This is a genomic window from Nocardia acididurans, assembly GCF_016741815.1.
GTDB classification, from domain to species: Bacteria; Actinomycetota; Actinomycetes; order Mycobacteriales; family Mycobacteriaceae; genus Nocardia; species Nocardia acididurans.
Genome location: NZ_JAERRJ010000011.1, coordinates 21,915 through 34,745, shown reverse-complemented (window position 1 = coordinate 34,745; position 12,831 = coordinate 21,915). Strand labels below are relative to the sequence as shown.

Sequence of the window (12,831 nt, the reverse complement as noted above, 5' to 3'; positions counted from 1 at the left end):
TGGCTACTACGGGCTCCGTAGTAGCCAGGTACCTTGTTAGTGTGTCCGCTCCCCAACGCCGTCCGGCATTGATTCTCTTCGTGATCATTGCGTCCGGGGTCTGCTTGGCCCTGGGGTACTGGCAGTGGACGCGCTTCGAAGCGACCGGTGGCACGGCACAGAATCTCGGTTACGCACTGCAGTGGCCGCTGTTCGCCGGGTTCGTCGTGTGGGCCTATTTCCGGTTCGTGCGGTTGGAACACCATGCCGAACTGGAACAGCAGGCGCAGGCTCCCGAGGAGCCCACGCCTACGCCCAAGCGGCCCAAAGCGGCCACGGCCCGCGAAATTCCCGCCGGAATCCTCCCCGAGCGCCCGAAGGCCGCCAAGGACGACGATCCGGAGCTCAGCGAATACAACAAATACCTGGCTGGATTGCACGCCCACGACATGGATGAACAGATCCGTGCTGCCGGGCTACGCACCAACACCGAAAGGAACGCCGGTTGACCACCCGCGACAACTCCGCCGACACCCCTGTCGCGACCGGTGACGCCACCCTCGCGCCGCGTCCGCTCGGTGCCGCGCCGACCGAGAAGATCCGCAGCGCACTGGTGCGGTACCGAGTCTTGGCCTACATCACCGGTATCTGGCTGCTCGTGCTCACCGGCGAGATGATCTACAAGTACCTGCTGCTCGACGACAGCAGCACCGCGCCGGGCTGGCTGTTCTACATCGGCCAGGTGCACGGCATCTTCTACATGATCTACCTGGCGTGCACGATCGACCTGGGTATCAAGGCGCGGTGGAAGCCGATGACGACCTTCCTCACCTGCCTGGCGGGCACGATTCCGTTCCTGTCGTTCGTATTCGAGCACACCCGCACCAAGGACGTGAAGGCGACCTTCGGCCTGTAGGGATCCAGACATAGCAGCGGCGCCCCCTCCTGATGGAGGGGGCGCCGCTGTATTCCCACAGTCGAAACAGCGAGATCGCCGCGTGCTGATTCAGTTGTCGGCCAGCGCCGCCAAGGTCGGGAGCAGTTGGCGCAGGGCGCGGCCGCGGTGTGAGGCGGCGTCCTTCTCCGCGGGGGTGAGCTCGGCCGAGGTGACCGTGCCGCCGGCCGGGACGAACAGCGGGTCGTAGCCGAAACCGCCGTCGCCCACCGGGTTCCGGTTGATGGTTCCGGGCCATTCGCCGCGCACGATCTCCTCGACGCCGTCGGCGACCAGGGCGCAGGCGGAGACGAACTGCGCGCCGCGACGGTCGTCGGGGACGTCGCCGAGCTGGGCCAGCAGCAGAATGTTGTTGGCCTCGTCGTCGCCGTGCTTGCCGGACCAGCGGGCCGACAGGACACCGGGCATACCGTTCAGGGCGTCCACGGCGATGCCGGAATCGTCTGCGACACAGGGCAATCCGGTGGCGGCGAAACCGTCTCGGGCCTTGGCGACCGCATTCTCCTCGAAGGTGGCTCCGGTTTCCGGGGCCTCCGGGTATTCGGGGACGTCGTTCAGGCCGACGATCTCGATGCCGGTGACGTTCGCTTCATCGAGGATGCGGCGGAGTTCGTTGAGCTTCTTGGCGTTTCGGCTGGCCACCAGGACGCGGCGGGTCATCGCTTCTTCGATTCCTCGGGTTCGGGGAGGACGCCGGGGTACGGGAGGGCGAGCGCTTCCTTCTGAATGGCGAAGATCTGCTCACAGCCCGCCAGCGCGGAATCCAGCAGGCGGTCCAGGGTGGAGCGCGGGAAGGTGGCGCCCTCACCGGTGCCCTGGATCTCGACCAGGGTGCCGGTGTCGGTGGCGACCACGTTCATGTCGACCTCGGCGCGCGAATCCTCCTCGTACGGCAGGTCCAGGCGCACACGGCCGTCCACCACGCCGACGCTCACCGCGGCGATGGCGCAGGAGATGGGCTGCGGGTCGGTGAGCTTGCCCGCGGCGGCCAGGTAGGTGACCGCGTCGGAGAGCGCCACGTACGCGCCGGTGATGGCGGCGGTGCGGGTGCCGCCGTCGGCCTGCAGCACATCGCAGTCGACGGCGATGGTGTTCTCGCCGATCGTGGACAGGTCGATGCAGGCGCGCAGCGAGCGGCCGATGAGCCGCGAGATCTCCTGGGTGCGGCCACCCACCTTGCCCTTCACCGACTCGCGGCCCGAGCGGGTGTGCGTGGCGGCGGGCAGCATGGCGTATTCCGCTGTCAGCCAACCCAATCCGGAGTCACGCCGCCACGGCGGGACGCCGTCCTGCACACTCGCGGTGCACATCACCCGCGTCTGCCCGAACTCCACCAGCACCGAACCTGCCGGATGCGTGGTGAACCCACGGGTGATCCGTACCTCGCGGAGTTCGTCATCCGCCCTGCCATCGGCTCGTTTAGACACGAGCACAGCCTAGCTCTCCCGCCTCTCCGCGACTCTTGCGGGCGATAAGGAGCCGTCGACAATCGTGCATCCGTGCCGCCGGTAACAGCCGACCCGATTTCGGACGTACCCGGTGAGTTACCCGGCCCGCACGAAATCAGTTGTCGCCTTCAGATCTCGAAGGTCTCACCCGGGGAGACGGCGTGGACGGGACCGGTGAAAACGGCCTTGGCTTCGGCGATCACGTCTTCGCGGGAGGTCCACGGCGGGATATGGGTGAGCAGGAGTTCCCCCACGCCTGCTTCGGCGGCGATCATGCCGGCCTCGGTGCCCGATAGGTGGATGCCGGGCGGGCGGTTGGCGGGGTCGTGGGTCCAGGAGGCCTCGGAGAGGAGGACGTCCGCGCCGCGCGCGAGTTCGTAGACGTCGTCGCAGATGGCCGTGTCGCCGGTGTAGACGAAGGTCTTGCCCGCGGCGGTCTTGATGCGCAGGCCGTAGGACTCCGGCGGGTGGTACATGCGGCGGGCCTCGACGGTGTGGCCGGGGCCGAAGGGGATCGGCTCGCCGACCGTCCACTGGCGCATGTCGATGACATCGGACCAGTCGTCGGTTTCGCCGCCGATCTCCGCGGAGGCGTTGCCGATGCGCAGCGAGGTGTCGGACGGGCCGTAGACGATGGCCTTCCCCGTGGGCGGGTTCGGGTGGTAGCGCCGCCACACCAGCAGGCCCGGCAGATCCAGGCAATGGTCGGCGTGCAGGTGGGTGAGGAAGATGTCCACCTCACCCGGATCGAGGTAGCGCTGCAACGCGCCCAGCACACCGGGACCGAAGTCGATGACGGTCGGGGTCATATCCGGGCCGGTGAGCAGGTATCCCGACGCCGGGGAATCCGGGCCGGACACGCTGCCCGAGCACCCGATGACGGTGAGGCGCATTCCCCCATGCTGCCACGACGCGTTCTCACTCAAGGAGGGATCCCCCAAATCGCCGACCGGTGCTCGCGTCACCCCGACGACGCGAGACGGCCGGCGTCAGCCCCGCGACGATGACGACGTTCATCGCTAGAGAGTACCCACCCGGCTACCAGTCCACCCAACGCCCCGAAAAGATGCCCTTGCCAAGAGATTCCGTTCTGTCCGGGCAGCACTCCCCACAGAATCGAGCCGTACAGCAACCCCACGACCACCCCGATGGCGATCTGAGCCACATTCCGCGCGAACCAGCCGCGCGAGATCAGATAGGTGAGCCAGCCGAACACCAGCACCGACGCGCCCACGTGGACGGAGTTGCTCGCACCCAGCAGCCACTGGCCCAGACCGCCGATCACCCACACGATTGCCGTGGCAGCCAGCCCACGGCCGATGCCGGTGAGCAAGGTGAGCAGTCCGAGGACCAGCACCGGGACGGTGTTGCCCATCAGATGCTCCCAATCGGCGTGCAGCACAGGCGCGAACAGAATCCCGTCCAGCCCGTCGACCTGCCGCGGCTTCACACCGCCGGCGAAGTCGAGACTGTGATCGGTCACGGAGTCGACGCCCTCTACCCCGTAGAGAAACGCCGTAAACGCGAGAACAATCGCAATCGCGCGCTGCCACAGCAGCTTCACCGCACCGCGCCCGCGCGCGGCCACGCCCGGATTCGCCAACTGCCCGCGCATGCGCGCGATCCGATCCGGATCGAACGACGCTCCGACGCCACCGCTCATCGCCAGTACCTCCTCGGCCTGCAATCGAGCGTACCGCCCGGCCGCGCCGGACCCGGGAAATGCGAAACCCGCCCCGGTCACGGCTGGGAAAATCAGGAGCGCGCGCGGCGGGGCTCGCCCTACCCTCGAGTATGTTCAGACGCCGGAAGACCGACCAGCGGGAACCGTCCGCAGCCGAAACGCCTCCGCCACAAGGGGACAACCCCGAGCCGCACCCACCCGAGGAGCCCGGCACCGGGCAGCGCGCGAAGCTGGTCTCGACGCTGATCGGGAAGATACGGAAGGACAACGAGCGCAACCGCCCCCGACCTCGCAACGACTACCACCCGCAGGGCGGCGGACCCAGTATCGCGGGCTGAGCCTGCGCCGAGTCCCCGGGCTCAGGCCCAGAGCTGGCCGTCGAGTTTCTCCTCCGCCTCTTCGAGGGTGCCGTCGTACGCGCCGGTGGACAGGTACTTCCAGCCCGCGTCCGCGACCACGAAGGCGATATCGGCGCGGCGGCCCGCCTTCTGCGCCTTCTTGGCCACGCCGAGTGCGGCGTGCAGGATCGCGCCCGTGGAGATGCCCGCGAAAATGCCTTCCTCCAGCACCAATTCGCGGGTGCGGCGGACGGCGTCGTAGGGGCCCACCGAGAAACGGGAGGTGAGCACCGACTCGTCGTAGAGCTCGGGGACGAAACCCTCGTCGAGATTACGCAGGCCGTAAACCAGTTCGCCGTACCGGGGTTCGGCGGCGACGATCTCGATATCGGGAAGCTTCTCGCGCAGGAAGCGGCCGGTGCCCATGAGGGTGCCGGTGGTGCCCAGGCCCGCCACGAAGTGGGTGATCTCGGGCAGGTCGGCCAGAATCTCCGGGCCCGTGCTCTCGTAGTGCGCGAGCGCGTTCGCGGGATTGCCGTACTGGTACAGCATCACCCAGTCCGGGTTCTCGGCGGCGATCTGCTTGGCCAGCGCCACAGCCTGATTGGAGCCGCCCGCGGCCGGGGAGTCGATGATCTCGGCGCCGAACATGGTGAGCAGTTGCCGCCGCTCCACCGAGGTGTTCTCCGGCATGACGCAGACCAGGCGGTAGCCCTTGAGCTTGGCGGCCATGGCCAGCGAGATGCCGGTGTTGCCGCTGGTGGGCTCCAGGATCGTGCAGCCGGGCGTCAGCCTGCCGTCGGCTTCGGCCTGCTCGATCATGCGCAGCGCCGGACGGTCCTTGATGGAGCCGGTCGGATTGCGGTCCTCGAGTTTCGCCCACAGCCGCACGTGGTCGTCGCCGTCCCACTGCGGGGACAGCGTCTTCAGCCCGACCAGCGGGGTATCGCCGAGCGTCGCGATCAGCGACTCGTAGCGCGCCACGGTTAGCGCGCGCCGCCGGCGACCGCCGGAAGAATGGTCACGGTGCCGTCAGCGGGCACCTCGGCCTCCAGCCCGCCCGCGAACCGCACATCCTCGTCATCGATGTAGATGTTGACGTAGCGGTTCAGCTTGCCGTCCTTGAGCAGCCGCTCCTTCAGCCCGGGATGGTTGGCCTCGAGGTTCTCGATGAGCGCGGCCAGGCTCGCGCCTTCGGCCGTCACCCGCTTCTCCCCTCCGGTGAGGGGACGCATGATGGTCGGGATGGACACGGTGACCGGCATGAGGGGGACTCCTTGCTTGTTCCGGCGGAAGGTGTTCAGGCGTCGGCGATTTCGGCCGCGTCGAGATCCTCGGTGGCATGGTCGGCGTACGAGTCGACGATGCGCACCGGCTCCTCGGTGACCACGCCGTCGACGATGCGGTAGCTGCGCAGCTCGTGCTGCACGGGGTCACGGGTGCCGATCAGCACGTAGTGCGCGCCCGGCTCCTGCGCCAGCGTGATATCGGTGCGGCTCGGGTACGGCTCGGTCGCGGTGTGCGAGTGGTAGATGACCACCTGCTCCTCGTCCTTGCCCTCGAGCTCGCGCACCAGACGGAGCAGATCCATCGAGTCGATTTCGTAGAAGGTGGGCGAGCGGGCGGCGTTCACCAGGGGGATGAACCGTTCGGGGCGGTCCGAGCCCTCGGGACCGGCGAGGACGCCGCAGGCTTCGTCGGGGTGATCGGCGCGCGCGTGCGCGACCATGGCGTCCACGAGGTCGGCCCTGATGACCAGCACGTTGCATCCTTCCCTTCACCACTCGACGCGACGCCGCTGCCTCGGCAGTCGAGTCGCTGTCGTCAACAGGTCAGGATATTCGGCTATTCCGGGCGCGCGCCGAACAGGTCGGTGTATGCCGGAATACCGGCGACCGAACGCGCGGAGAGGATCGCGTCCACGATCGCCCGCTCCACACACACCGCCGCGGCCGTGCACAGCTGGTCCAGAATCAGCAGATCAGCCGGAAAGGCCGGGGGCAGCGGGAAGTTCGCGGCGGTCTCGGCCGTACCGGTGGCCAGCGCGAACAGGGTGTCGCCGTCCAGCGGGGAGTGCGCGGGGCGGATGGCGCGGGCCAGACCGTCGTGCGCGGTGGTGGCCAGCCGCTTGCAGCCGACCGGATCCAGCGCCGCATCCGTCGCGACCACCCCGATGGTGGTATTGAGCACGGTGCCCTTCACCGGCAGGGCGTTCGCGGTGGCCAACTGCTCCGCGGTGGCGGGCCGCAGCCCGAAGAACTCCGGCCCATCGGTACCCGCACCCCACGGCAGCCCGGTGCGCGGATCGAACACCGACCCCACCGGATTGGCGACGATCAACGCGCCCACCGTGATCCCGGCGGCCGGGCCTTCGCTCAACCGGATACTCGCGCTGCCGACCCCGCCTTTGATCGACCCCGCACGCGCACCGGTGCCCGCACCGACCGCCCCCCGCGCGAAATCAACCCCCGCGTCCTCGGCGGCCAGGAACCCGAAGTCGGGCGTGGGCCGAATACCCCAGTCCCCCACCGGAAGATCGAAGATCACCGCCCCCGGCACGATCGGCACGACCCGGCTCGGATCGGCCGGATCCATCGGAATCCCCTCCTTGTGCTCCTCCAGCCACCGCATCACCCCATCGGCCGCGGCAAGCCCGTACGCACTACCCCCGGTCAGCAGAATGGCATTCGCCTGCCGCACGGTATTACCCGGATCGAGCAGATCGGTCTCCCGCGTCCCCGGCCCCCCACCGCGCACATCGACCGCCGCCACCGCTCCTCCGGACACCCGAACCACGGTGCAGCCGGTAGCCGCCCCCGCGCCGATGGTCGCGTCGGGATCCAGCTCCTGGTGATGCCCGACCAGCACCCCGGCCACATCGGTGATCGAATTACGCGGTCCCGCAACGCTGTTCATCAGCAACCTCCTGGAACTCCGGTTCGTCCTCCACTTGCGCACCCGCTCGCGCGCGTCGAGCGTCCCAGCCCCTCTTTCTTCTTACTCCACGATCACCAGCGGTTATGGGGCCATGGCCTGCAGCAGGGAGTCCTGCATCCAGGTGAGCCAGTGGTAGACCTCGAGGCTCGGGGCGCGGGGGTCGTCCTCGTCGAGGTGGTCGGGGGTGTCGGCCTCGATGCCGAGGGCGGTGCCGAGGGCGAGGCGGACGTCGTTGAGGGCGTTGAGCCAGGCGTCGGCCTGTTCGGGGTTGAGGGTGATCTTGCCGCCCTGGGGTGGGAGGGTTTCCAGGATGACCAAGCCCGCGGCGACCTTGGATTCGATGATCTCGGGTTCGTGCAGGCTGCGCAGGGCGCTGTTGAGGTCGGCGCGGTCGGCGTCGGGGGAGCCGGGTTCGCTGCGGTGGAAGTCGGGGAGCAGGCGGCGCAGGCGCGGATCCTCGGGCGGGGTGGTGTTGCCGAGCTGTAGCCCGGTGAGGGCGGCGAGGTCGTCCTCGGGGGCCGAGCGGGCGCGGTCGGTCAGCAGTCCGGTGACGGCTCCGACCAGCGATCGCAATATCTCCGCCTCGTGGGCGTCCATTTCCGAGCGTAGTTTCGGCCCGCCCAGGGAGGTCTTCCTGCTCCACTTCCGCACGGGTTCACCGTAGTCGCCCGGATCAGTCGTCACGCTGCATGGTCGCCCACAGGCCCGCCGCGTGCAGGCGTTGGACGTCGTGTTCCATTTTGTCGCGGGAGCCGGACGACACCACGGCCTTGCCGTCGTTGTGCACCTTGAGCATGAGCTCGGTTGCCTTGGCTTTGCTGTAGCCGAAGAGCTTCTGGAAGATGTAGGTCACGTAGTGCATGAGGTTGACCGGATCGTCCCAAACCACCGTTACCCAGGGCCGATCCTCGGCCTCCAGGATCTCGGTGTACTCGACCGCCTCGGGCGTCGCCTGTGCCGCCGACAGTGTCGCGATACCACCGCCCGCACCGGCGGCAATCCGGACAGCGTCTTCTGTGCACAGACCCATAACGTCAAGGGTACGACTCAACGCCGAAGAAACAACAGCCCACGCGACACGCCGATGGAGCTCGCGATGAACAGCGACGTGCCGGCGACCCGCACGCGCGTCGGCTCCCCGGCGGTGTGCCTACAGTGGGTGCCGTGAAGATCGCTGACGGGCTGGACAGCACCGCACTGTTGACCGACCAGTACGAGCTCACCATGCTCGCGGCCGCGCTGGCCGACGGATCCGCGCACCGGCGTTGCACTTTCGAGGTGTTCGCCCGGCGATTGCCGCACGGCAGGCGGTACGGCGTGGTCGCGGGGACCGGCCGGTTGCTCGCCGCGCTGCGCGAATTCCGGTTCGGCGAGCCCGAACTCGAGATCGCGGCCCGGTTCCTGGACGCACGCACGGTCGAGTGGCTGCGCGATTACCGCTTCACCGGCGATATCGACGGGTACCGCGAGGGCGAGCTGTACTTCCCCGGATCGCCGATCGTCACCGTGCGCGGCAGTTTCGCCGAGGCCGTGGTGCTCGAGACGCTGATCCTGTCGATCTACAACCATGACAGCGCCATCGCCTCGGCCGCCGCCCGCATGGTGAGCGCCGCCGGCGGCCGCCGCATGATCGAAATGGGTTCGCGCCGAACCCATGAGCTCGCCGCGCCCGCCAGCGCCCGCGCCGCCTATCTGGCCGGATTCGACGCCACCTCGAATCTGGAGGCCGCCCGCAGCTTCGGCGTGCCGACCGCGGGCACCAGCGCGCACGCCTTCACCCTGCTGCACAGCGGGGCCGACGGCCAGCACGAGGCCGAGGCGTTCCGCAGTCAGGTGGCGGCGCTCGGTATCGGCACCACGCTGCTGGTGGACACCTTCGACATCACCCGTGGCGTGGCCACCGCCATCGAGGTGGCCGGACCCGAATTGGGCGGTGTGCGAATCGATTCCGGCGATCTGGGCGTACTGGCGCGGCAGGTGCGCGATCAGCTGGACGCACTCGGGGCGACCGAAACCAGGATCGTGGTGTCCGGGGACCTGGACGAGTACGCCATCGCGTCGCTGCGCGCCGAACCGGTGGACGTGTACGGCGTCGGCACCTCCCTGGTGACCGGTTCGGGCGCGCCGACCGCGGGCATGGTCTACAAACTCGTCGAGGTGGAGGGCATCCCGGTGGCGAAACGCAGCTCGCACAAGGAATCTCGCGGCGGCACCAAGAAGGCGGTGCGGCTGGTGCGGCGCACCGGCACCCTGGTCGAGGAAATCGTCTACCCGGCTGACGCGCAGCGCCCGGAACCCAACGGGCACGAGGTCCGCGATCTCCAAACCCCGCTCGTGCGTGCGGGGTCCGTGGTGGACGGCCTGCCGACCCTCCAGGAGAGCCGGGAACTGGTGGCGCGCGGACTGGTCAGCCTCCCGTGGGAGGGTTTGAAGCTGTCCGACGGTGATCCGGCGATTCCGACGACTTTCGTGCGCTGACCCGGCGAGCGCGCTCGTTCAGCACCACCAGTACCGCGACCACCACCGCGGCGACGGGTAGCGCGCTGAACACGAGCTGGGTCCAGGTCCGGTCCCCCATCAGCAGCCCGACGCCGACGTAGACGGCCACGCAGACGACGAACGCCCACAGCGGTCCCAGGATTCGCCCCATGTCTTCTCCTCGTCACAGGCGGACGCCGCCGCGTGGACCGGTGCCCGGCCGGGCGGCACAATGCAATACGCAGGCACAACCGAAGTAGTTCATTCGCCAGCACCGGGAGGTCTCCCATGAACCGAGCCCTGATCGTCGTCGACGTGCAGAACGATTTCTGCGAAGGCGGATCGCTGGCGGTCGCGGGCGGTGCGGCGGTCGCCGACCGCATCAGCGAATATCTCGGCGTCTCCGACTACACGGCGGTGGTGGCCACCCGCGACTTCCACATCGATCCGGGCGCGCACTTCTCCAACCACCCGGACTACGTCGACACCTGGCCCCCGCACTGCCGCGCCGACACCCCCGGCGCGGATTTCCACCCCAACCTGAACACCTCCCCCATCCAGGAGGTCTTCTCCAAAGGCGCTTACACAGCGGCCTATTCGGGTTTCGAGGGCACCGCCTCCGACGGCACCACCGCCCTGGCCGACTGGCTGCACGCCCACCACATCACCGCCGTCGACATCTGCGGTATCGCCACCGACCACTGCGTCCGCGCCACCGCCCTCGACGCCCGCGCCGCAGGCTTCGACACCCGCGTCCTCCTCGGCCTCACCGCCGCCGTCTCCCCCGAAACCCTCCGCACCGCGCTCACCACCCTGCGCACCGCGGGAGTCAACCTCGCGGGCACCCTCGAACGATGACCGCTCGATCCGAGGAGCGGTGAACCCGCCCGGAGCGATGCGGAGGGCAAAAGACACGGTTGTCGGACGAGCTCGGTAATCTGGCCGCCGTGCCCGAACTGCCTCCCGTACCGAAGCTGTTGGCCACCGCTGTGCAGGCGCTGGGGGGTAAAGAGCGCAAGGGGCAGCAGACCATGTCGGCGGCGGTCGCGCATGCCATCGACACCGGGGAGCACCTCGCCGTGCAGGCGGGCACGGGGACCGGCAAGTCGCTGGCGTATCTGGTGCCGAGTCTGCGGCATGCGGTGAAGACCGGGCGCACCGTGGTGGTGTCGACGGCGACGATCGCCCTGCAGCGGCAGCTGGTGGATCGGGATCTGCCGCGGTTGTCCGAGGCGCTGGCGGAGCCGCTGGGGCGGGTGGCGCAGTTCGCGATTCTCAAGGGGCGCAACAACTATCTGTGCCTGAACAAGGTCAACAGCGCGATTCCGGACGAGCCCGCCGAGGCGGAGTTGTTCGACGCGTTCGCCATCTCGCGGCTCGGACGCGAGGTGCAGCGGCTCAACGAGTGGGTGTCGGAGACCGAGACCGGCGATCGGGACGAGCTCACCCCGGGCGTCACCGATCGCGCCTGGCGGCAGGTGAGCGTGAGTTCGCGGGAATGCCTGGGCAAGTCGCGCTGCCCGTTCGGGCAGGACTGCTTCGCGGAGAAGGCGCGCGCCGAATCCGGTTCCGCCGATGTGGTGGTCACCAATCACGCGCTGCTGGCCATCGACGCCATCAGCGGTATCCAGGTGCTGCCCGAGCACGATGTGGTGGTCATCGACGAGGCGCACGAACTGGTCGACCGGGTCACCGGTGTGGCCACGGCCGAATTGTCCACGGCCGGAATCAGTGCCGCCGCCAAGCGCTGCGGCAAGCTCATCGACGAGCAGGAGATCGACCGGCTGGAGAGCGCCGCCGAAGCCTGGCACGCCCTGCTCGACGACCTGAATCCGGGCCGCTGGGATCGCATGCCCGAGGGTGCGGCCCCGGTGCTGGCACTCGTGCGCGACGCCGCCTGGAATGCCCGCACCGCCCTCAACCCGCAGGGCGGCCAGACCCCGCAGGGCGATCCGGAGACAGCGGCCGCCCGCAATCAGGCCCTGGCTGCCGTGGAGGAAGTGCACGACGCGGCCGTCCGCGTGCTGGAGACCTTCGAGGAACCCGATCCGGCCGCGCACCGCGATGTGGTGTGGCTGGCCGCCGAGGATGTGCGCGGGGTGGCCCGCCGCACCCTGCACATGGCTCCGCTGTCGGTGGGCGGTCTGCTGCGCAGTCGCCTGTTCGGTACCGCCACAGTCGTTTTGACGTCGGCCACGCTGCAGATCGGCGGCTCGTTCGACAATCTGGCGGTCACCTGGGGCCTGCCCCCGCAGTCGCCGAACAAGGTGGATCCGGCGCTGGCCACCGGCAAGGAAGCGCCCTCGGATACCGGTGCGATCCGCTGGAATTCGGTGGATGTGGGCTCCCCGTTCGATCACGCCAAATCCGGAATCCTGTACGTGGCCAAGCATCTTCCGGCCCCGGGCCGCGACGGCCTGCCGCAGTCCTATCTGGACGAGATCGAACGCCTCATTCTCGCGGCGGGCGGGCGCACCCTGGGCCTGTTCTCCTCGATGCGAGCGGCCAAGGCGGCCACCGAGATTCTGCGCGAGCGCCTGGACACCCCGGTCCTGTGCCAGGGCGACGACGCCACCGGCGCACTGGTGAAGAAGTTCGCCGCCGACCCGGAAACCTCACTGTTCGGCACGCTGTCGCTGTGGCAGGGCGTGGATGTCCCGGGCCCGTCGCTGAGTCTGGTGATCCTGGACCGCATTCCGTTCCCGCGCCCGGATGATCCGCTGCTGGTGGCCCGGCAGCGCGCGGTGGAATCCCGTGGCGGCAACGGTTTTCTGTCGATCGCGGCGAATCACGCGGCGCTGCTGCTGGCGCAGGGCACCGGCCGACTACTGCGCAGTGTGGACGATCGCGGTGTAATCGCTATTCTGGATTCGCGTCTCGCGACCGCGCGCTACGGCGGATATCTGCGGGCTTCACTGCCGCCCTATTGGGAAACATCGGATCCCGATGTGGTGGTGAAGGCGCTCGAAAGGCTCACGAATACCGTGGCCTTGAACAAATAGTACCGTGTGA

The 12,831-nt window shown here is 68.6% G+C and carries 16 protein-coding genes; 6 read left to right on the top strand and 10 right to left on the bottom strand.

Annotated elements, in window-relative coordinates; all coding sequences use genetic code 11:
• Nucleotides 1–41 precede the first annotated feature (41 nt).
• A complete protein-coding gene (locus JK358_RS27330; protein ID WP_201952855.1) occupies nucleotides 42–488 on the top strand; it encodes a transcriptional regulator in 447 nt (148 codons plus the stop codon).
• Nucleotides 485–895, top strand: a complete 411-nt coding sequence (locus JK358_RS27325; protein ID WP_201952851.1) for a DUF3817 domain-containing protein — start codon at nucleotides 485–487, stop codon at nucleotides 893–895. Before JK358_RS27330 ends, JK358_RS27325 begins: the two co-directional genes overlap by 4 nt.
• A 90-nt stretch (nucleotides 896–985) precedes the next feature.
• On the opposite strand, the gene rdgB is transcribed toward JK358_RS27325, so the two are convergent.
• From rdgB to JK358_RS27305, 4 genes are all read right to left on the bottom strand, one after another.
• Nucleotides 986–1,594, bottom strand: a complete 609-nt coding sequence (rdgB, locus tag JK358_RS27320; RefSeq protein ID WP_201952847.1) for an RdgB/HAM1 family non-canonical purine NTP pyrophosphatase — start codon at nucleotides 1,592–1,594, stop codon at nucleotides 986–988.
• On the bottom strand, nucleotides 1,591–2,361 hold the full coding sequence (gene rph, locus JK358_RS27315; RefSeq protein ID WP_201952844.1) for a ribonuclease PH: 771 nt from the start codon (nucleotides 2,359–2,361) through the stop codon (nucleotides 1,591–1,593). Before rph ends, rdgB begins: the two co-directional genes overlap by 4 nt.
• 149 nt (nucleotides 2,362–2,510) lie before the next feature.
• Nucleotides 2,511–3,275: a cyclic nucleotide-degrading phosphodiesterase gene (locus tag JK358_RS27310; RefSeq protein ID WP_201953572.1), complete on the bottom strand. Its 765-nt coding sequence runs from the start codon at nucleotides 3,273–3,275 to the stop codon at nucleotides 2,511–2,513.
• A gap of 68 nt (nucleotides 3,276–3,343) precedes the next feature.
• On the bottom strand, nucleotides 3,344–3,997 hold the full coding sequence (locus tag JK358_RS27305) for a rhomboid family intramembrane serine protease (RefSeq protein WP_232852000.1): 654 nt from the start codon (nucleotides 3,995–3,997) through the stop codon (nucleotides 3,344–3,346).
• Nucleotides 3,998–4,176: 179 nt separating this feature from the next.
• Here JK358_RS27305 and JK358_RS27300 point away from each other — a divergent pair, with 179 nt between their 5' ends.
• Nucleotides 4,177–4,404: a hypothetical protein gene (locus JK358_RS27300; protein WP_201952830.1), complete on the top strand. Its 228-nt coding sequence runs from the start codon at nucleotides 4,177–4,179 to the stop codon at nucleotides 4,402–4,404.
• Between the two features lie 21 nt (nucleotides 4,405–4,425).
• Here the strand turns inward: JK358_RS27300 and JK358_RS27295 are convergent, their stop codons facing one another.
• The 6 genes from JK358_RS27295 to clpS form a co-directional block, all read right to left on the bottom strand.
• A complete protein-coding gene (locus tag JK358_RS27295; RefSeq protein ID WP_201952826.1) occupies nucleotides 4,426–5,388 on the bottom strand; it encodes a PLP-dependent cysteine synthase family protein in 963 nt (320 codons plus the stop codon).
• 2 nt (nucleotides 5,389–5,390) lie between these two features.
• Nucleotides 5,391–5,669, bottom strand: a complete 279-nt coding sequence (locus JK358_RS27290) for a MoaD/ThiS family protein (protein ID WP_201952823.1) — start codon at nucleotides 5,667–5,669, stop codon at nucleotides 5,391–5,393.
• Nucleotides 5,670–5,704: 35 nt separating this feature from the next.
• Entirely contained in the window at nucleotides 5,705–6,166 is a 462-nt protein-coding gene (locus tag JK358_RS27285) for a M67 family metallopeptidase (RefSeq protein ID WP_201952820.1), read from the bottom strand.
• A gap of 83 nt (nucleotides 6,167–6,249) precedes the next feature.
• Nucleotides 6,250–7,320: a P1 family peptidase gene (locus tag JK358_RS27280; protein WP_201952817.1), complete on the bottom strand. Its 1,071-nt coding sequence runs from the start codon at nucleotides 7,318–7,320 to the stop codon at nucleotides 6,250–6,252.
• A gap of 102 nt (nucleotides 7,321–7,422) precedes the next feature.
• Nucleotides 7,423–7,992, bottom strand: a complete 570-nt coding sequence (gene aosR, locus JK358_RS27275; RefSeq protein ID WP_201953569.1) for an oxidative stress transcriptional regulator AosR — start codon at nucleotides 7,990–7,992, stop codon at nucleotides 7,423–7,425.
• Nucleotides 7,993–8,014: 22 nt separating this feature from the next.
• A complete protein-coding gene (gene clpS / locus JK358_RS27270; protein WP_201952814.1) occupies nucleotides 8,015–8,371 on the bottom strand; it encodes an ATP-dependent Clp protease adapter ClpS in 357 nt (118 codons plus the stop codon).
• Nucleotides 8,372–8,565: 194 nt separating this feature from the next.
• Here clpS and JK358_RS27265 point away from each other — a divergent pair, with 194 nt between their 5' ends.
• From JK358_RS27265 to JK358_RS27255, 3 genes are all read left to right on the top strand, one after another.
• Nucleotides 8,566–9,819, top strand: a complete 1,254-nt coding sequence (locus JK358_RS27265; protein WP_232852035.1) for a nicotinate phosphoribosyltransferase — start codon at nucleotides 8,566–8,568, stop codon at nucleotides 9,817–9,819.
• A gap of 288 nt (nucleotides 9,820–10,107) precedes the next feature.
• A complete protein-coding gene (locus JK358_RS27260) occupies nucleotides 10,108–10,677 on the top strand; it encodes an isochorismatase family protein (RefSeq protein ID WP_201952808.1) in 570 nt (189 codons plus the stop codon).
• An 89-nt stretch (nucleotides 10,678–10,766) separates the two neighbouring features.
• The gene (locus tag JK358_RS27255) at nucleotides 10,767–12,821 is read left to right on the top strand and encodes an ATP-dependent DNA helicase (protein WP_201952806.1); all 2,055 of its coding nucleotides are present in this window, start codon (nucleotides 10,767–10,769) and stop codon (nucleotides 12,819–12,821) included.
• The last annotated feature ends 10 nt before the right edge of the window (nucleotides 12,822–12,831 follow it).